This window comes from Acidihalobacter aeolianus (genome assembly GCF_001753165.1).
GTDB lineage: Bacteria > Pseudomonadota > Gammaproteobacteria > DSM-5130 > Acidihalobacteraceae > Acidihalobacter > Acidihalobacter aeolianus.
Genome location: NZ_CP017448.1, coordinates 1,984,862 through 2,004,169 on the forward strand (window position 1 = coordinate 1,984,862; position 19,308 = coordinate 2,004,169).

General features: G+C 56.3%; 14 protein-coding genes, 1 tRNA gene and 2 pseudogenes. 6 read left to right on the plus strand and 11 right to left on the minus strand.

Annotated features, from left to right (window positions below):
• The first annotated feature begins 276 nt into the window (after positions 1–276).
• Positions 277–1,250, plus strand: a pseudogene (locus tag BJI67_RS09055) (IS1595 family transposase).
• Between the two features lie 2 nt (positions 1,251–1,252).
• Here BJI67_RS09055 and BJI67_RS09060 read toward each other — a convergent pair.
• Together BJI67_RS09060 and BJI67_RS09065 are read right to left on the minus strand one after the other, a co-directional pair.
• Positions 1,253–1,575 (minus strand): annotated as a pseudogene (locus BJI67_RS09060) (transposase); the annotation flags it as partial.
• Between the two features lie 143 nt (positions 1,576–1,718).
• A tRNA-Arg gene (locus BJI67_RS09065) sits at positions 1,719–1,795 on the minus strand.
• 111 nt (positions 1,796–1,906) lie between these two features.
• On the opposite strand from BJI67_RS09065, the gene BJI67_RS09070 reads away from it, so the two are divergent.
• From BJI67_RS09070 to BJI67_RS09090, 5 genes are all read left to right on the plus strand, one after another.
• A complete protein-coding gene (locus BJI67_RS09070; RefSeq protein ID WP_083250778.1) occupies positions 1,907–2,632 on the plus strand; it encodes a TIGR04211 family SH3 domain-containing protein in 726 nt (241 codons plus the stop codon).
• A 156-nt stretch (positions 2,633–2,788) separates the two neighbouring features.
• A complete protein-coding gene (locus BJI67_RS09075) occupies positions 2,789–4,909 on the plus strand; it encodes an HDOD domain-containing protein (RefSeq protein WP_197512937.1) in 2,121 nt (706 codons plus the stop codon).
• Between the two features lie 130 nt (positions 4,910–5,039).
• On the plus strand, positions 5,040–7,217 hold the full coding sequence (locus BJI67_RS09080) for a putative bifunctional diguanylate cyclase/phosphodiesterase (protein WP_197512939.1): 2,178 nt from the start codon (positions 5,040–5,042) through the stop codon (positions 7,215–7,217).
• Positions 7,214–8,641, plus strand: coding sequence for a MinD/ParA family protein (locus BJI67_RS09085; protein WP_197512941.1), 1,428 nt, complete (start codon positions 7,214–7,216; stop codon positions 8,639–8,641). Before BJI67_RS09080 ends, BJI67_RS09085 begins: the two co-directional genes overlap by 4 nt.
• A 316-nt stretch (positions 8,642–8,957) precedes the next feature.
• On the plus strand, positions 8,958–10,877 hold the full coding sequence (locus BJI67_RS09090) for an ABC-F family ATP-binding cassette domain-containing protein (RefSeq protein ID WP_070074062.1): 1,920 nt from the start codon (positions 8,958–8,960) through the stop codon (positions 10,875–10,877).
• A 7-nt stretch (positions 10,878–10,884) separates the two neighbouring features.
• Here the strand turns inward: BJI67_RS09090 and galU are convergent, their stop codons facing one another.
• The 9 genes from galU to BJI67_RS09130 form a co-directional block, all read right to left on the minus strand.
• Positions 10,885–11,772: a UTP--glucose-1-phosphate uridylyltransferase GalU gene (gene galU / locus BJI67_RS09095; protein WP_070072763.1), complete on the minus strand. Its 888-nt coding sequence runs from the start codon at positions 11,770–11,772 to the stop codon at positions 10,885–10,887.
• A gap of 147 nt (positions 11,773–11,919) precedes the next feature.
• A complete protein-coding gene (gene pyrF / locus BJI67_RS09100) occupies positions 11,920–12,645 on the minus strand; it encodes an orotidine-5'-phosphate decarboxylase (RefSeq protein WP_197512943.1) in 726 nt (241 codons plus the stop codon).
• Positions 12,646–12,658: 13 nt separating this feature from the next.
• Positions 12,659–13,831, minus strand: coding sequence for a lipopolysaccharide assembly protein LapB (gene lapB / locus BJI67_RS09105; RefSeq protein WP_070072765.1), 1,173 nt, complete (start codon positions 13,829–13,831; stop codon positions 12,659–12,661).
• The gene (locus tag BJI67_RS09110) at positions 13,831–14,124 is read right to left on the minus strand and encodes a LapA family protein (RefSeq protein WP_070072766.1); all 294 of its coding nucleotides are present in this window, start codon (positions 14,122–14,124) and stop codon (positions 13,831–13,833) included. Before BJI67_RS09110 ends, lapB begins: the two co-directional genes overlap by 1 nt.
• Positions 14,125–14,183: 59 nt before the next feature.
• Positions 14,184–14,471 (minus strand): integration host factor subunit beta, encoded by a 288-nt coding sequence (locus BJI67_RS16890; RefSeq protein WP_083250781.1) that lies wholly within the window; start codon positions 14,469–14,471, stop codon positions 14,184–14,186.
• 104 nt (positions 14,472–14,575) lie between these two features.
• Entirely contained in the window at positions 14,576–16,255 is a 1,680-nt protein-coding gene (gene rpsA / locus BJI67_RS09115) for a 30S ribosomal protein S1 (protein WP_070072767.1), read from the minus strand.
• 141 nt (positions 16,256–16,396) lie between these two features.
• The gene (gene cmk / locus BJI67_RS09120; protein ID WP_231940937.1) at positions 16,397–17,068 is read right to left on the minus strand and encodes a (d)CMP kinase; all 672 of its coding nucleotides are present in this window, start codon (positions 17,066–17,068) and stop codon (positions 16,397–16,399) included.
• An 11-nt stretch (positions 17,069–17,079) separates the two neighbouring features.
• Positions 17,080–18,405 carry a 3-phosphoshikimate 1-carboxyvinyltransferase gene (gene aroA / locus BJI67_RS09125; RefSeq protein ID WP_070072769.1) on the minus strand — a complete coding sequence of 442 codons (1,326 nt, stop codon included), beginning with the start codon at positions 18,403–18,405 and terminating at the stop codon, positions 17,080–17,082.
• 37 nt (positions 18,406–18,442) lie between these two features.
• Positions 18,443–19,303 carry a prephenate dehydrogenase gene (locus BJI67_RS09130; protein WP_197512947.1) on the minus strand — a complete coding sequence of 287 codons (861 nt, stop codon included), beginning with the start codon at positions 19,301–19,303 and terminating at the stop codon, positions 18,443–18,445.
• Between the last annotated feature and the right edge of the window lie 5 nt (positions 19,304–19,308).

Genomic DNA, 19,308 nt, shown 5'->3' on the forward strand with positions numbered 1-19,308 from the left:
AGGCAAGGGCTTCAGAAGTAGTACAGGCGAGCAACGATTCCTAGGGCGCCCAGCTGTAATACTAAAATTCACACGCTGACCGGTCTCAGGTTTGCCCCCCCGCTGAAAAAATCGCTGGAATGGAAAAAAGCTGTACTGGGGTCTCCGCCGTCAACTGCAATGAAACCTGCCTTCGCCCTTCCTCCGCTTGGATAAACGATCGGATAAGTTTGGCTATGTCACCGTACACTTGTGGTGGTCTTCAAAACATGAAGAATCAAGGGGATGGGTGTGCGCATGAATTCTGAGGAATTTGGCAACCTGCTGGGGGCATTGACGAAAATGACGCCGAACCATCGGCGGATCAAAGATCGGATTCATGCGATCGAGCAGCAACAGACGGTCCATTTAATCCTGGAATCCCGCGTTGCCGAGCAACCCGTCTGCCCGCATTGCGGACAAGGGCCGGTCGCCCGATGGGGTTCTGCATCCGGTTTGCAACGGTATCGATGTGGCGCGTGTAAGCGTACGTTCAACGCGCTAACCGGAACGCCCTTGGCGGGTTTGCGGCACAAGGAAGTTTGGCTGACGTATGCGCAACAGATGACGCAGGGGCAAAGCGTCCGCCGTAGCGCCAGGGCCTGCGGTGTACACCGCAATACGGCCTTTCGCTGGCGGCATCGCTTTTTGCGCTTGCCCCAAGTGCAGCAGCCCGCTCAACTGGAAGGCCTCGTGGAGGCCGACGAGACCTTCTTTCTGGAGTCTTTCAAAGGTCAGAAAAAGAGCTTCCACGCCCCGCGCGCAAGCGGGGCGGCAAGGCCAAAAAGCCGGGGCTATCCGATAAGCAGATTCCCGTGTTGATTTGCCGGGACCGAGGTGGCCAGACGGCAGATGCCGTCTTGAAGAAGGTCAACGGCGAAGAAGTGAAAAACGTGATCCAGCCGATTCTCGCCAAGGACAGCATGCTTTGTGCCGATGGCAGTTCCATCTATGTACGGGTGGCGCGAGAACTGGATGTGCCACTCAAGGCCGTGAATGTGAAGGCAGGCGTTCGCGTCCTGGAACAGGTGTTCCATGTTCAGAATGTGAATGCCTATGACAGCCGCCTAAAGATATGGATGAACAGGTTTCACGGGGTGGCCACCGTCTATCTGCCAAACTACCTCGGATGGAGGCGCATATTGGATCATTTCCGCGGAACCGTAGACCCCAGAATTTTGCTACGTGCGGCCGTGGGAATCACTTACCTTCAACAATCAACGGTGACATAGCCTTTTTTTAATGCACCGGTGCCGTCCGGATGAACCTTGACTGCCGTGGAATCGAGTGAGACGCGATCAACTTGAATGTTGATCACGCCGTTTTCCTGTAAGGCGAGAAAGACCCTATCCAGCACGCCCTGCTTGGCCCAGCGATTGGCGCGCATATAGATGCTGTGCCAGCGACCGAAGCGGGCCGGTAGGCCGCGCCACTTACAGCCTTGTTCAGCCACGTACAGGATCGCGTTCAGCACCTGTAGATGGATATCTTTATGTTGCCTCGCGGAATCGGCAACAAAGGCTCAATGATTTTGTATGGCTGCAAGGTGATTTCCATGCCGCTATTATATCAAAATTAATGTGAACAGACCCTAGCGTAATTAGCTGGATACCCCACAAGCATTAAGCCCTCCCCCTCACGGCAAGTAGCCTAGCAGGAGATCTATTGTATTGCTTCTTCACCTGCCAATATTGATCAATTGGCGCCCCGGAGAGGATTCGAACCTCTGACCTGCCCCTTAGGAGGGGGCTGCGCTATCCAACTGTGCCACCGGGGCTTATGAGGCGCAGTCTACCATAGACCCCCGGGTAGACAGGCTGACGGCTATGCTAGTATCCGCCGGAACCAACTCGCCGTGCGAACTCAGTCCTCCCGGGAGAATCACCGCATGCCTCATGGCTTTTCAACCCAGCGCTTTCTCTTTGTTGGCCTGCTGATCCCATCCAGCGCCGTACTGGCGGCACCCACCGCCCTTTCAGCAACACCCGCCCCCCTGGCAGCCACGGCCAGCAGGCCGATGTACGTTACCGACCAGATCAAGGTCACCGTACGCTCGGGTCCAGGACTTCAGTACCAAATCCTTAAAATGGTCGGCACTGGCGACCGCGTTTCCGCACTCAAAACGACCTCTTCGGGGTATACCGAAGTCAAGCTCGGCGACGGCACTGAAGGCTGGGTACTGAGCCGCTATCTGATGGCAAACGAACCTGCCGCGATGCGGCTTGCCACACTCAATCAGACTCTGACGGGCAAGAATCAGGCCCTGAGCAATGCCCAGAAGGCGCTTGCGCAATCTCAAACCGAACTGACGCAGACCCAAAAGGACAAGCAGCAACTACAGAGCGAATTAGCCTCGCTGACCCAAAAATACCGCGCATTGGCCGCCACATCGCAAAATGCCGTCGCCATGCAACAAGCAAACTCACGTCTACAGGCCCTGCAGAAGAGCAATCAGCAGCAAATCACACGATTGACCCGAGCCAATGCAACGCTGAGCCAACATTCACGCATACAGTGGTTCCTCGCCGGCAGTGGCGTTTTACTCGGCGGTTTGATACTGGGCCTGCTGCTCCCCAAACTAGCCAGGCGGCGCAAGGACAGCTGGTTCAACTGACCCTCCGCTTAACCTGCTTGACAAAGGCTTCTTATCAGGGAGTAAATAACGTACAATCAATGTAGTGCGGGCGAATCTTATAATTAGCCGTAGATACGGCAAGGCTTGAATGACATGACTCAAGCGCAGAAATCAAGAATACACGCGGTTGACATAATGAGTCTGCCCGCGTTGCCCGAGGTTCTTTTCCGGATTCTCGACGCCTGCGAAGCCGATAACCGCAACATGCAGGAAATCGCTGCCCTGGTTCGCCAGGACGCCGCTCTAGCGGCACGTGTCCTGGCTTTATCGACCTCACCCGCCTTCGGCCTTGCCCAGAATGATCGCAAGCTGACGCTCGAACAGACCCTAATGCTCCTCGGCATTAACGCACTGCGCACGTTGGCGCTGACTGCTGCCGTCTATCAGTTCATGGATCAGTCGCTGGGCGCCCATAGGCAACGGCACGAGAACTTCTGGCAAGAAGCCCTGCTGACCGCTACCCTGGCTTCCAAGCTCGCAGACCTCAGCGGCTATCCATCTGTGCATGAGGCGTATCTCGGGGGATTAATCAGCAATATCGGGCAAATTGGCATGCTCGTGACTGAACCTGAACTCTATGACGACCTACTGGATCAGGCCGGCACGGACACCTCTGAGCTAGTGACCCGCGAGAAAACGCTATTCGGCTTGGATCACGCCAGTCTAGGCGGGAAGATGCTGAGCCGCTCTGGCCGGAGAGGCCCTCTCACCGATGCAGTACGCTTCCATCATGCTTCTGTAGATGAGCTGACGGAAGCTCATCACCTCGTGCGTCTCGTTGCGGTAGCGAATCGCCTGGGTTGCGACGCTAGCATCGCCCCGGCTGCCGGCCTTGTTGCCGCAGACCGCATCCTTGGGTTGATCCCCAGTCTGCTGAACGACCTGCATGCCAGCGCAGTAAAGCAAACGCGAGAAACTGCGCGCGCGTTCGGCATCGAGACCTCATCGCGCCCGCAAAAACAGGAAAGGGCCGACGGCAGCCAAACGTCGGCCTCAAAATCGGAACACGAACTTGCCCGGCGGCTGGGCGACATGAATATTTTGTCAGCTGCCCGCAAACAACTGGAAGGCAGCGAACAGATTGACGATCTGCTCGCGTCAGCAGACCTGGCCAATCATCTGATATTCGGCATGAATCGCATCGGTTACTTCCTGGTTGATGATCAGGCACAAAGCGCCCAAGGACAAGCGCCTACCAATTCGGCTCTTACCCAATTCTGGTCTGAATTCAGGGTCGCTCTACCATCCACGCATAGCCTGGTTGGCGCGACGCTGACCAATGGCACGACGGAGAGCATTCAACCTTGGCAAGAACCTGAAGCAGACAACGCCCAACCCAGTGTTCTCGACCTCGAACTTCTGGATCTGCTGCATACGGCGGGTTTTTTCAGCATTCCTCTATGTGCACAAGGCCAGATCGTCGGCTCCATGATCGTCGGTGTGAACGCCGACGATGCCCTACGCATCACGCAACGCCATCGACTCTTGGAATGGTTTGCAGGAGAACTCGCACAGGAGATTCTGGGTCTAAACCGACGCAATAAGGCCCTGGCTGAAGCCTTGCGCGAACAGGCCGAAGACCAGCGACTCAAAGCCCGCAGCGTCGTGCATGAAACGAACAATCCGCTCAGCATCATCCAGAACTATCTTGGGATTCTCGGACGTCATATCGACGAAGGTCATACTGATGTAGCCGACGATCTGCGCATCATTAACGAGGAAATCGGTCGGGTTGGAACCATTGTGCGCAGCCTTACAGAAACCGGTGACGTTAATGAAGATCGGAAACAAATAGACCTCAATGCGCTGGTTAAGGACGTCATTCAACTACTTCGGCCTACGCTGATTACACCTGCCGGCATCGGCCTTGAGTTGCACCTCGATGACTCATTGCCTCCGATCGAGGCATCGCATCGCCGCGTCAAACAAATTCTCGTGAATTTGATAAAAAACGCGGCGGAAGCACTCGATCGCGGACAGATCATTACCGTAAGCACATCCGATTACGTGTATCTCGGTCAACAAGCCTATGTCGCACTGGACGTTGGCGACAATGGCCCTGGAATGCCGCCTCAGATACTCGCCTCGCTCTTCAAACCGGTTGCCACCCTCAAGGGAGGTAGCCACGCAGGCCTCGGCCTATCGATCACCAAGAAGCTGGTCGATGAACTCCACGGGACAATCACATGCCGCAGCAGTCATTCGCAAGGCACGCATTTCCAGGTTTTGATCCCTAGGCGGCTGCTAAATGCTTGACCTTTGGCTTGAATTACTGCCTCATCAGAGGTTGAGATGTTGGCGCGCGGTTCAAATGGGCTATTCCCACAATCGCGCCCTGCCTTAAATGCGACAAATGGGCCACCATAAAACCTTATTACATATACACATGCCACCCCAGCCCCCACAAATCCTCGCCATCGACGACGAGCCACGTCTGCTCTCCAGTCTTAAGCAACTGCTTGCGCTGAACGGCTATGTCGTGACCACCGCTGGCGATGGACAATCTGCCATAGCGCAGTTACGGACGAACAATTACGACATCGCGCTGATCGATCTGAAGATGCCAGACATCGACGGTCGTGAGATCATGCGGTATGTAACCGAACAGAATATCCACACCGATATCATAGTCATCAGTGGTGAGGCCAGTTTCGAAACCGCTGTTGACGCCTTACGGTTAGGCGCCCATGATTTCTTGTTAAAACCTTACGCCCCCGAGCAACTGATAAAACGTATAGAAAATACGCTTGAACGCCGTCGTCTCAAGACAGAATCTACGGATATCCAAGAACGCCTGAAGCATTCAGAAAAGCTCCATCGTTTCCTGGTCAACACCTCTCCCGATATCATTTATGTACTGAACGAGGAGGGAAACTTCACGTTTCTCAACCCGCGCGTTCAACAATTACTCGGGTTCAGCCGTGAAGAGCTGATCGGCAAGCACTACACCAGCCTAGTTCATGAGGAAGACCTGGAACTTGCCCGCTACGCATTCAATGAGCGGCGCACGGGCACGCGAGCGACACGCAACCTCGAGTTGCGGCTACGCACGAAAGACGACCACCGAGGCACACACAAAAGTTTTGCAACCAGCGCCATGTGCATCGAACTCAATGCGACTGGTTTGTACTCTAATGCAGGGAAATCGGCGGGAGACGAGCGCCGCCTTCTCGGAACTTACGGTGTCGCTAGAGACATTTCTGGGCGCAAACAGGCCGAGGCAATTATCCGCTACCAAGCATATCACGATCTGCTCACAGGGCTCCCCAACCGCACCCTGTTCAAAGATCGGCTCAATATGGTCATCGCACAAGCCAAGCGCGTCGGCCAGATGGTGGCTGTCATGTTCATCGACCTGGACCGCTTCAAGATCGTAAACGATACGCTCGGCCACATTATCGGCGACCAGTTGTTACGCGCTGTCGGCAGACGTGTACAGACCTGCCTGCGCGAGGGCGATACCTTGGCCCGACTCGGTGGCGACGAATTTGTGGTGTTGCTCCCACAAGTTACACATCGCGACGCGGCTGCCACGGTATGCAGGAAGATCATCGATTCGCTCGCTCCACCTTTCATGATCGATCAACATGAATTGTTCGTCGGGGCCAGCATCGGTGTCTCGGTGTTTCCGACAGACGGCGCTACTGACGAGGAATTGATCAAGAACGCCGATATCGCGATGTATAGCGTGAAAAATGATACTCGTGGCGGTTACGCTTTTTACAGTAGCAACATGAATTCGCAATTCTCGCAGCACCTCGATCTTGAGATGGGATTGCGGCGCGCCCTGACCAATCACGAGTTCGTCATCCATTACCAACCTCAGTACGACACACAGGGACTGCACGTCTGCGGCATCGAAGCGCTGCTACGGTGGCAGCACCCGGAACGAGGTTTACTCTATCCTGGAGACTTTATCCATCTTGCGGAGGAAGTCGGCCTGATTGGGCAGGTGACCGAATGGATACTCGACACGAGTATTCGGCAGATGAAGGCCTGGGTGGACGAGGGGATCGCCCCTCCACGCATTGCAATCAATCTTTCCACACTGGATCTTAAACGCAGCAACCTGGTGGATGAGATCATTGATTCCCTGGACCGGCATGGGTTGCCTGGCCAGAACTTGGAACTTGAAATTACAGAGAACCTGATCGTTCAGGACATCAACATGGCGACACAGCGCCTCAATGCCCTGGCCAGACACGGCATCAGCATCGCAATTGACGACTTTGGTACAGGGTATTCATCGCTTAGCTATTTACACCAATTACCTATTCACACACTTAAAATCGATCGTTCATTCGTTCAGGATATCGACCCAGAAAGTACCGGTCGCTCCGTCGTCGACGCTATCATTGCCATGGGACACAGCCTCGACCTCACGATTGTCGCAGAAGGTGTCGAGACACAGGAGCAACACGCATGGCTTGCTCAACGTGAATGCCATGGTATGCAGGGTTACCTATTCAACCGTCCCATGCCTGCAGAAGAACTTCAATCGATCTTGAAAACATCCCGCCCGGCTACGCACAGCATGATTGCAGCCCCCGCTGGCGAGGAATGAACCCTGGCCATCGGCCGATGAATGTTTCTCAACCAGCCAGAGCCAAGGTCATCGCCGTTACCAGCGGCAAAGGTGGCGTAGGCAAGACTAACATCAGCGTCAATCTCTCCGTTGCGCTTTCCAGCAGGCGCCGTCAGGTATGCCTGTTCGATGCGGATACCAACCAGGCGAACGTCAACGTCCTCCTCGGCTTACACCCTGCTCTTACGCTCGAACACCTGCTCAGCGGCGACCACGAAATCGAAGAAATACTCGTCAAAGCGCCTGGCAATATCTCTATCATACCCGCCGCATCGGGAATCGCGGCCGGGTCGGATCTCGACGAAGCGCAACGCGGGCGTCTTGCTGCCGCCCTCGACACGCTAGAACGCAATTTCGACTATCTCATAGTCGATACCGCAGCTGGCAGCAGCAGCGACGTGATATTTTTCCTGCGTGCAGCAGCGCTGATTCTTCTGGTCATTACTCCAGAACCCACTTCGCTTACCAACGCATTCTCCTTGATCCGAGTCATGCGACGCGAAGGCATTACAACCCCGATTCAGGTCATCGTGAATCAAGTTACGGACGCACATGAGTTCCGCGCCGTTTACCGACGATTCCATGGGGCAGTACAAAAATACTTGCACACCCAAGTCGAGACACTTGGGCACATTGTTACTGACGATACTATCGGGTCGGCCGTTCGTGCTCAGAGACCGGTGATATTCATGCGTTACGATGCACCGGCAAGCCTGTGTTTCTATACCCTCGCACAACAACTCGACCGACTAGTCACCGACCTTATACCAGTCACATCGGGTAGCTTGTCGCAAGCCGTGCATCTATCTGCCGGGCCTGTTCAACCCACATCGGACATGATGTCCGATATCTCTCCATGTGCGCCGCATACTGAGGCATTATTCTCCCAGTTGCTCGAAGCGATACGTTCACTGCCCGAGATGGAGCAAGACTCGTTCGCTTCAGGCATTGGCGCGCTGATCAACAACTTCGCCCAAAGATACGGCAGCCTCCCTTTCCCACTCGATCGCACGCTTTATCAATATCTGGAAATCGCCGGCTACCCTGCCGATCTTTGCCGTTCGCTTGTACTGACCCTGGAAAATCTTTATGAGCGTCGTGAGCACAAGCCATTGCGTGACATCGAGTCTTCCGTTGCCAAACTCATGGCAGATGCTCACGGTGACGAAGCGAGAATGAGCGCCCTCAGCCGCCATGTTATCGATAGCTTCCATCGCCAGTTCGATCACCCTCCACCCATACCCGAATCGGCGATCATCGACTCCATTCTGCAGGGGCGGCACACCCTCCAAACATTGAATCGCATACAGCGAGCCATCTTCAAGATACTAAACAGCGAATCCGACACGCAGGAAAACGCTACGAGGGAAGCAATTCCTCAAACCGAACGCAACCGCATATGAGTGCTAGGGCCTATTCACACGATGCGTGTGGAGTGCTGCCGGAGCCACTTTGCAAGGCTCGCCAGGCACCGCGAGCGCGGTGTGGCCGGCCACATGAGCGAACGGCAACACCGCAGGGCGTGGAAAGTGGCCCGGCCCTACGGGTTGGATCTGCATAACCGCCACTCGGCGTAGCTCGTGGCTGATTTGGAATCACCAAACTGCGCTCCTCGCGCCTTGATTGGCGGTTATTCAGTCACAACAGCACCTCACCGCATCGTGTAAACAGGCCCTGGAGAGAAGCCAAGCCTACCCCCGGCTTGGTAAACTGCGCGGCATGCTTCGACTCGATCAACTTTCACTCCGCCGCGGCCCGCGCTTGCTGCTCGAATCCGCAGATCTCACGGTGCACGCCGGTTGGCGCGTTGGACTCGTGGGCGTTAACGGAACTGGTAAATCCAGCCTCTTCGCCATGTTCCTGGGTCATCTTGGTGCGGATGCCGGCGACTTCCACTACCCGCCCGACTGGACCATTGCCCATGTCGCCCAGGAAACACCTGCCACGAACATGACAGCACTGGACTACGTACTAGATGGGGATAAAGAACTACGCGAGATCCAGACAAAGCTAGAGCATGCAGACGACACTCAATTGGCAGAATTACTTGCACGTTTCGAAACCATCGGGGCATACACAGCGGAAAGCCGTGCCAATCGACTTTTGCATGGACTTGGTTTCGCGCCAGGAGACGAGTCACGCTCAGTCAAAGAATTCTCCGGTGGGTGGAGAATGCGGCTCAATCTGGCGCAGGCGCTCATGTGTCGTTCTGATCTGCTGCTGCTCGACGAACCTACAAACCATCTTGACCTTGATGCTGTGCTATGGCTTGAACAGTGGCTTGCTGGTTATCCAGGTACGCTGCTGTTGATCTCACATGACCAAGCGTTTCTGGACCGCAGCGTTACACATATTGCCCATCTTTCCGAACGCAAACTCACACTCTATACCGGCAATTATTCCTCATTCGAACAGGCACGCGCACAAGCCTTGTTGCAACAGCAAGCCACACACTCACATCAGCAACGTGAAATCGAGCACCTCAACCGCTTCGTCGAGCGCTTCCGGGCCAAGGCAACCAAAGCACGCCAAGCACAGAGCAGACTTAAAGCACTTGAACGCATGACACTGGTCGCGCCGGTGCACGCAGACAGTCCTTTTGATTTTGATTTCGGCATACCCAAGAAACTGCCCGATCCGTTACTAACCTTGGACCTGATCTCGACCGGCTATGACGGCAAACCGCTTCTACAAGCAGTCGATCTCACCCTCCGTCCTGGAGATCGCATCGGATTGCTCGGCCCCAATGGCGCCGGCAAATCCACTTTGATCAAACTGTTGGCTGGCCAAACTGAACCCCTGGACGGTGAACGCCTAATATCACCGCATTTGCAAATTGGTTATTTCGCCCAACATCAGCTGGAACAGCTTGATCCCGATGGGACACCGTTAGTGCATCTGCAACGCATTGCGCCACGCGCTACTGAACAGTTGTTGCGTGACCACCTTGGCAAATTCGCCTTTGCCGGAGACCAGGCACTAGCGCGCGTCGGAGGATTTTCAGGAGGTGAAAAGGCTAGACTGGTGCTCGCCCTCATCTGCTACCAACAACCCAATCTGCTGTTGCTCGATGAGCCAACGAACCATCTCGATCTGGAAATGCGCAGAGCCCTGGCGATAGCCCTGGGTCGCTATCCAGGCGCCGTGGTATTGGTTAGCCATGATCGATACCTGATCGATAATGTCTGTGACACGATCGTATTGGTCGCCGATGGCAGTGCACAGATTTTCGATGGCGATCAGCAAGATTACGCTCGCTGGCTCGCTCAGCGCCAGAAACGGGCTGGCGTGTCCTCTGACGAAAGCCCGATGAAGGCTACAGAAAACCCTATGCCGCTCCAGTCGCCCAAGGAAAAGAGACGGGCGGCAGCGGAAAACCGAGAGAAGGCCAAAAAGCTCAGCGAGCGCGTCAAGCGACTAGAGCAGTCTCATGACAGTCTCAGCGCCCGCAACCAGAGACTCCTGGATCAACTCGCTGACCCTGCGCTGTACAACGGAGAGCATGCCCTGAAACTGCAAGCTCTACAGACGGAGCAACGTGCGCTTGCCGCTTCGCTGGCGGAAGCCGAAATGGAATGGCTGGAAGCTTGCGAGGCCTTAGATCAAGCACAGCGCGAATCCGCCGTAGCGGATACCTGACCGCAGGCTACTTGGCGAACTGTTCATCCAGATAGGCGCGAAAAGCTTCACTCAGCTCTGGATGCTTCAACGCATACTGTACGGTCGCCTTAAGATAGCCCAACTTGTCACCACAGTCGTAACGCACGCCTTGCAGCTCGCAGCCAAGTACCCGCTCATGCTTCAACAGACCCGCAATCGCATCGGTCAGCTGAATTTCACCACCGGCTCCCCGCGAAGTATGCCGAAGCATGTCGAAGATCGTGGGCGACAGGATGTATCGACCCACCACACCCACGTCGGAAGGCGCGTTTTCGCGCAACGGTTTTTCCACAATGCCTTCGACCTGCCACAACCGGTCGCTGACAGAGTGCCCGTCGACCACGCCATAACGATGAATCTCGGTCATCGGTACACGTTCGACGCCGAGAACACTGCACTGTTCCTCCGCATAAACATCGACCAGTTGTTTGAGCACACCATCGCTACCAGCATCAATCAAATCATCAGCCAGGATAACAGCAAAGGGTTCATCACCGACCACCGCCTCCGCTCTGGCCACGGCATCGCCCAGGCCTAGAGCTTCCGGTTGACGGATGTACACCGCACTGACCTGCGGCGGCAAAATATTTCGCACGAGTTCCAGTTGCTTGTGTTTATCGCGAGCCTCCAGTTCCTTTTCCAGCTCATAAGCCTTATCGAAATGGTCTGGAATGGCCCTTTTGCTGCGCCCATTGACGAAGATAAGGACTTCGATGCCTGCCTTTACAGCCTCTTCAGCCGCGTATTGAATCAAGGGTTTGTCGACGATGGGCAGCATCTCTTTAGGATTCGCCTTTGTCGCGGGCAGAAAACGCGTTCCCATACCCGCAACCGGGAAAACAGCCTTGCGTACAATCTTGCTGTTCGTAGACACCGTACTCACTCCATGATTTGCGGTTGAACAATATCGGCCACATGAGTCTCTCATGCGACCGCTGATTACCTGACTATGCCTACACAGATCGTATTCCGCAATCGACCGGCCAGCACAAATCTGAGGACATATGGGCTGGGAAGCGACCTATGCCACAGATGAAGTAGCCAATGATGCAACGACCTCATGCAATGTACCCAGCGGGTCTGTCGACCGAGTAATCGGGCGCCCAATCACGAGATAATCGGCACCGAGACCTACTGCCTCGGAAGGCGTGAGGGTACGCTTCTGATCGCCTGCGGCCGAACCCATAGGACGAATCCCTGGCGTGACAAGTGTGAATTCCGACCCAATGGATTCGCGTAATGCAGCGGCTTCCTGCGCAGAGCAGACCACCCCATCCAGCCCGCATTCGTATGTCAGATGCGCGAGTTCAAGGACCTGTTCCGTCGCTGTCTTGCATATCCCGATCTGCTGCAAATCGGTCTCGTCCATTGACGTAAGGACAGTAACACCGATCAGCAGAGGGGGGTGTTCGAAGGCATGAACGGCCTCACGCGCTGCAAGCAGCATACTGCGGCCACCGCTGGCATGCACATTGAGCATCCATACACCGAGCTTGGCGGCCGCACGGCATGCCGAAGCCACGGTGTTTGGGATATCGTGAAACTTCAAATCAAGAAACACATCGAAACCACGGTCATGCAGCGCAGACACAAGTGAGGCTCCTGATGCCACATACAGTTCGAAACCGACTTTGACTCGACATAGCTTCGGATCCAGCACATCGGCTAAGCTCAACGCCTGCTCCGCTTCGGGGAAATCCAGGGCGACGATAATCCGAGGATCCGTCAATTTACGTTCGCTTATCATGCCCTCCCCCATACTATTGATCATCCGGCGATTCATAGGGACGGATGGTCCCCCAGTTATGGCAACTGGGACATTGCCAAAATAAATTCTTCGTGCGGAAGCCACATTGCTTGCAGCGATAGGTGTACCACTGCTGCACGTGTTCGCTTAGCACACGCTCGATCAGAGACAATATAGCCACCTGATCCCCATCAAAACGAGTCTGCTCCAACGCCACATACTCTCGCAGCAAGCGCAGTGGCGCCTTCTGCTTGCGCATCTCCTCGAGCAAGGCCTCGCGGGCGGCAGGCTCCTCCCCACGCTCCAGCATGTCCCGAATCATCTGTAGCACGGTCTCGCTATCGTGCTTACGCCCACGAAAGCGAGACAACAATCTCGACAGGCCGCTTTGATCACCCAAACCCGAATATGCCACTCGTAGTTTGGGTAAAACGACCGGCAGAAAGTCCGGGTCCTGTTCTGCCACGCGGGCATAGTGCTTAGCCGCCTGTGCACTATCCCGGGCTGTTAAGGCAATGTCACCCAGCAGGATGCTTGCACGCACGCTCCCGGGGTCTCTCACCAGGGCTCGTTTGGCATAATCGATCGCCAGCCTCGACCGCCCATACTGCCTCTGTTGTTCGGCTGCTTCACACCAATAATGCGCGATCACCGTTTGTTGAGAATCGCCTGACGTGGATTGATAGGCTTCCGCCGAACGTATGGCTTCCAGCCAATCCCTCTCCTGCTCGTAAATTCTCTGCAGCTCGTAACTGGCCTCTGCCTTGAGAAATCGGGTATTGAGCAGTTCCTTGTACAAACCCTCGGCGCGATCCAGCAATCCCGCACGCATGTAGTCCTTACCCAACTCAAGCATGGCAGTTGCGCGGTGACGACCTTCAAGATGAGGACGCGCAATCAGATTCTGGTGTACACGGATGGCCCGTTCGACCTCCCCCCTACGCCGAAACAGGCTGCCCAACAACAAATAAGTTTCGACGGTATCCGAATCCACCTCAACGACGCGCACGAATAATTCCAGCGCCTTATCTGGTTGTTCATTAAGCAGATAATTCAGCCCACGGACGTAATCGCCAGGCAAAGATGAGCGATTCCCGGATGTATTGGAAGCACGAGCATGCCGATTGCCTGACCACCAACCGGTAGCGGCTGCAACGGGAAGGAGCAGCCACAACAGTTCGAGCATCAAGAAGAATCCTTGACAGGCAGATTGCGCAGACTCGCCAACTCCCTGTCGCAACTATCCAGACGTCGGCGCAGCTTGCGATTGGCTCGCGCCATTCTGAACCAGATTCCGCTGCTCGCAATGACACCCAGAAAAGCGCCGAGCAACATAAATAGAAACACAGCTACGGCTATAGGCAGCGTAAATTTCGCAAAATAGAAATTGAGTGGCATCACGCCCAGGTTCAGGGACGTAAATGCCAATGCCACCAGAATCAATAGCAGCAGAATTAGAAAGGAAAGCAATTTACGCATACGGATCTTGCCTCTGTCGATTCTGGCGGGAGCGAAACGGCAGATACAACAATCGAGGATCAGTCCGCGCCTTGGTTCACTCTTTCCCTAAGTTCCTTGCCGGGTTTGAAATGAGGAACATACTTTCCTGGCAAAGGGACCGTATCACCCGTCTTCGGGTTACGTCCGATCCGTGGCGGCCGATAATGCAGTGAGAAGCTGCCGAAGCCTCGAATTTCAATGCGCTCGCCCGATGCGAGTGCAGAACTCATCTGCTCGAGCAGACCTTTTACCGAAAGCTCCACATCTCGATAGTGCAGATGATCGTGTTTTTTGGCCAGAGTTTCTATGAGTTCTGATTTTGTCATGAAGCAACCCGTTGTTATTTCCGGTCCATGTACACAACAAATGGGCGGCGCCATATGGCGGCGCCGCCCATGTTTACAGCACTTTGCTCAACTGGAGCTCCACCTCAAGAACGATTATTGGCGTCCATTTTTTCCTTGAGCAGTTCACCCAATGAGGTGGTCGCTCCGGCACCGCTGCTGCTGTAATCCTGCAAGACTTCAGCTTCCTCGGCAAATTCCTTGGCCTTGATGGACAAGGTGATCGTACGGTTTTTACGATCCACACCGGTGAACTTAGCCTCAACCTCCTCGCCGACCTTCAGAATGCTTCGAGCATCCTCGACACGGTCGCGGGAAAGCTCTGATGCGCGCAGCGTACCGATGATTTCATCGCCCAAATCAATCGTTGCTGCCTTGGCGTCGACCTCGACCACAGTCCCCTTGAGCAAGGTGCCCTTCGGGTGCTCCGCCACGAAATTGGAGAAGGGATCTTTCTCAATCTGTTTGATACCGAGCGAAATGCGCTCACGTTCAGGGTCTACCGCCAGAACAACGGTGTCGATCTCATCACCCTTCTTGTAATTACGTACGGCCTCTTCTCCCGGAACGTGCCAGGAGATATCGGAAAGGTGCACCAAACCATCGATACCGCCGTCGAGCCCAACGAAAATACCGAAGTCAGTAATCGACTTAATCACGCCTGAAACATGGTCGCCCTTGTTGAAGTTTTGCGCAAACTCATCCCAGGGATTGGGAATGCACTGCTTCATGCCGAGGGAAATGCGGCGACGCTCTTCATCGATGTCAAGAATCATGACTTCGACTTCTTCGCCAATGGTCACGGCCTTGGCAGGATTCACGTTCTTGTTCGTCCAGTCGATCTCAGAAACGTGCACCAAACCTTCGACCCCATCTTCAACCTCAACGAAGCAGCCGTAGTCGGTGATGTTGGTGACCTTACCGAACAGACGGGTACCCGTCGGGTACCGGCGCGCGATATCGACCCACGGATCCTCACCCAGCTGTTTGAGGCCGAGCGAAACGCGATTGCGTTCGCGATCGAACTTGAGCACCTTGACCTCGATCTCGTCGCCGATGTTGACCACTTCCGAGGGGTGCTTGACGCGCTTCCAAGCCATATCAGTGATGTGCAGCAGGCCGTCGATGCCACCGAGGTCAAGGAACGCACCATAATCGGTGAGGTTCTTGACGATACCCTTGAGCACCTGACCTTCGTGCAGACTTTCGAGCAAAGCTTCGCGCTCGGCGCTGTATTCGGATTCCACCACGGCGCGACGGGACACGACGACGTTGTTACGGCGACGATCCAGCTTAATGACCTTGAATTCGAGATCTTTGCCCTCGAGATAGGCCGTATCGCGCACGGGACGTACGTCGACCAGCGACCCCGGCAGGAACGCACGGATATCGTTGATGTCGACCGTAAAACCGCCCTTGACCTTGCCGCTGATCTTGCCGCTGACGATCTCGTTCTTCTCGAAAGCGTCCTCAAGAACCTTCCATGCCTTGGCACGTTTGGCCTTTTCGCGCGACAGCCGCGTTTCGCCGAAGCCATCTTCAACCGCATCGAGCGCAACCTCGATAACGTCGCCGACGGCAACCTCGAGCTCACCCCGATCGTTGTAGAATTCCTCTGCCGGAATCACGCCCTCGGACTTCAGCCCGGCGTTCACCACCACGACGTCCGGTTTGATCTCAAGGATTGTGGCGTTGAGGATGGCCCCGGGCTTCATCTCCGTATAGGCCATGCTCTCTTCTAACAGCTGCGCAAAACTTTCGCTCATAGTGTTTGATTTAACTCACGATTTACCGCCGTGCCGCCTACTTGCACACACTGCGGGTTGAAGTTGCACCTTGCCGGATTGCACCCGACACCCGAAAATCCGTCTGTAAGATACTCGCCTACCCAACCTGCCCCGTTGTGGCTAAACCACCAGATGACGTGCTGATACAAACTCCAGCACCTGATCCAGCACCGTCTGAATGTCCATGCCGCTGGAATCCAGCATCATGGCGTCGTCGGCCGGCCTCAACGGCGCAACGGCGCGTTGCGCATCCCGCGCATCACGCTCGGCCAGATCGTGTAAAAGGGCGTGAAGATTAGCATCAATCCCTTGTTCCTTCAACTGCTTGCGCCGCCTCGTGGCGCGTTCCTCCAAGCTCGCCGTGAGGAACACCTTGAGCGGCGCATCCGGAAAGACCACAGTCCCCATATCCCTTCCGTCGGCAACGAGCCCCGGCTTTCTACGAAACGCGCGCTGCCTGGCCAACAACCCCTCGCGGACCTCCGGCAGGACAGCCACCTTCGAGGCCGCAATACCGCATGACTCCTCACGTATAGCCAGGGACACGTCATCGCCACACAGCACCACCTGCGTGCCCCCCGAACCGGCGACGAAGTCAACATCAAGGGACGCTGCCAGATCACCCATACGCGGCGCATCTTCCAAGGGCACACCATCACGCATCGCCGCAAGAGCAACCAGGCGATACAGGGCACCGCTATCCAAAAAATGCCAACCTAGCGCCCCGGCAAGCAGGCGGCTCAACGTGCCCTTGCCGGATCCACTCGGACCATCGATGGTCACGACTGGCACATTCGTCACCCTCACGCCTCCCCCGCCTTGATGTTCAAGCCGATACGCTGCGCCATATCGATGAAACCCGGGAATGACGTGTTCACATTGGCACAATCTGCGATCGTGATCGGCGAGGTAGAGCAAAGCCCTGCCATAGCAAACGCCATCGCGATGCGATGGTCTCCATGGCTGTCGACATTGCCACCCTGAATGTGTCCACCCGTACCCAGGATCACGATACCGTCCGTCGTCGGCTGTGCATCGACACCGCAGGCATGCAGTCCGTCCGCCATCACCTGGATGCGATCGCTCTCCTTGACGCGCAATTCAGCCGCGCCGGTCAGTCTAGTCGTTCCTTCGGCACAGGCGGCTGCAACGAATATGGCCGGGAACTCATCAATGGCGAGCGGCACCAGTTCCTCGGGAATGTCGATGCCATGCAACAGTGCATAGCCGACCCTCAGATCGGCCACGGACTCCCCACCCACCTCGCGTGCGCCCATCACCTCGATATCGGCCCCCATCATCCGCAGGATGTCGATCACGCCGGTCCGTGTCGGGTTGATTCCCACATGTTCGAGCACGAGTTGCGAACCCGGAGCAAGGCTGGCCCCGACGAGGAAGAACGCCGCCGATGAGATGTCGGCCGGAACGTCCACCCGTGTTGCCCTCAATCGACCGCCACCACGCAGACAGACCTGGTTGCCGTCACGTTCCACGGCATATCCGAAACCGGCAAGCATGCGTTCGGTATGGTCACGGGTCGGCGCAGGCTCCCTGACGCAGGTCTCCCCGGCCGCATAAAGCCCAGCGAGCAATAGTGCCGATTTTACCTGCGCACTCGCCACCGGCATGTCATAACGAATGCCGCGCAACGCCCCCCCCCCATGCACGTGGATCGGAGGGGTACCGTCAGGGGTCGTTTCGATACTCGCGCCCATGTCCGTGAGCGGACCGGTCACGCGGCGCATCGGGCGCCGCGAGAGAGAAGCGTCGCCGGTCAACGTGCTGTCGAAGGGTTGACCGGAGAGCAACCCAGCCATCAGACGCATCGAGGTGCCGGAGTTCCCGAGATCCAGAGGTGCGGCTGGAGCCCTGAGTCCGTCGACACCCACCCCGTGGACGCGGACGTGCCCTTGACCCAGGGTCTCGACGGATACACCGAGTGCTCGCATCGCCTGCAGGGTAGCAAGACAGTCCGCCCCTTCCAGGAAACCGGTCACCTCCGTCACCCCGTCGGCCAGAGCGCCCAGCATGATTGATCGATGTGATATGGATTTGTCGCCGGGAACTCGAACCCGCCCTTTCAGGCAGCCGCCAGGAGAGACGTGGAAGGAAAGCTTGCTCGAAGGCATGGATTGGAACGACTCGGTCAATGAATGGAATGAAAGCTTATCCGCAAAATCGGTCGCGGGTCTGTTTGGCGCGTTGAAACAAGGTGAGCAGGCGATCACCGTCCGCGCCGGCGATCGCCTTTTCCAGGATATCCAGGTCGCCCCTGAAATGCCGCAGCATGGCGACGATGTCATCCCGATTGTGCAGACAGATGTCGCGCCACATCACAGGATCGCTGGAGGCGATACGGGTGAAATCGCGGAAACCGCCTGCGGCGTAGCGGAATATCTCCTCCTGCTCGTCCAGTCGGGACAGGCTCGACACCAGGGTATACGCGAGCAGATGCGGCAGATGGCTCGTCGCCGCGAGTACCTCGTCGTGATGGGCCACCGGCATGTTCTCGACCTGAGCGCCCGCGGCCTCCCACATGCGCTTGACCGCGAGCGCGGCGGTCACGTCGCCTTCCGGCAATGGAGTCAGAATCACGCGGCGTCCCTGATACAGGTCGGCCTCGGCCGCCTCGACGCCGGCACGCTCACGCCCGGCGATCGGATGTCCCGGCACGAAATGCGTAGGCAATCGCCCCAGGCCTGCCTCCACGGCCTGCACCACGGCCGCCTTCACACTCCCGACGTCGGTGAGGATCGATGTATCGCCAAGGCACCCACGCATGGACCGGCATACCGATTCGATCACCCCCACCGGAGTGGCCAGCACGACCACATCCGCCCCGCGCACGGCCGAGCAGACATCGAGTTCGAAGCGATCAATAACCCCCATATCCAGCGCGCGCTGCAGGCTGGCGCGGTCGCGACCGGCCCCGACCACTTCGTGACAATACCCCGCGCGACGCAGCGCCAACGCAAGCGATCCCCCGATCAGCCCGACGCCGACAATGGCAAGACGTTCGATGGTCACGCCGG

Bases quoted from the DNA above. Each gene is read 5' to 3' on its own strand.
- pyrF (WP_197512943.1), bottom strand. From the start codon at position 12,645: ATGATAAGCGAACGTAAATTGACGGATCCTCGGATTATCGTCGCCCTG.
- BJI67_RS09080 (WP_197512939.1), top strand. From the start codon at position 5,040: ATGCCACCCCAGCCCCCACAAATCCTCGCCATCGACGACGAGCCACGT.
- lapB (WP_070072765.1), bottom strand. From the start codon at position 13,831: ATGCTCGAACTGTTGTGGCTGCTCCTTCCCGTTGCAGCCGCTACCGGT.
- BJI67_RS09110 (WP_070072766.1), bottom strand. From the start codon at position 14,124: ATGCGTAAATTGCTTTCCTTTCTAATTCTGCTGCTATTGATTCTGGTG.
- BJI67_RS09090 (WP_070074062.1), top strand. From the start codon at position 8,958: ATGCTTCGACTCGATCAACTTTCACTCCGCCGCGGCCCGCGCTTGCTG.
- aroA (WP_070072769.1), bottom strand. From the start codon at position 18,405: ATGCCTTCGAGCAAGCTTTCCTTCCACGTCTCTCCTGGCGGCTGCCTG.
- BJI67_RS09070 (WP_083250778.1), top strand. From the start codon at position 1,907: ATGCCTCATGGCTTTTCAACCCAGCGCTTTCTCTTTGTTGGCCTGCTG.
- BJI67_RS09075 (WP_197512937.1), top strand. From the start codon at position 2,789: ATGAGTCTGCCCGCGTTGCCCGAGGTTCTTTTCCGGATTCTCGACGCC.
- BJI67_RS16890 (WP_083250781.1), bottom strand. From the start codon at position 14,471: ATGACAAAATCAGAACTCATAGAAACTCTGGCCAAAAAACACGATCAT.
- BJI67_RS09085 (WP_197512941.1), top strand. From the start codon at position 7,214: ATGAACCCTGGCCATCGGCCGATGAATGTTTCTCAACCAGCCAGAGCC.
- rpsA (WP_070072767.1), bottom strand. From the start codon at position 16,255: ATGAGCGAAAGTTTTGCGCAGCTGTTAGAAGAGAGCATGGCCTATACG.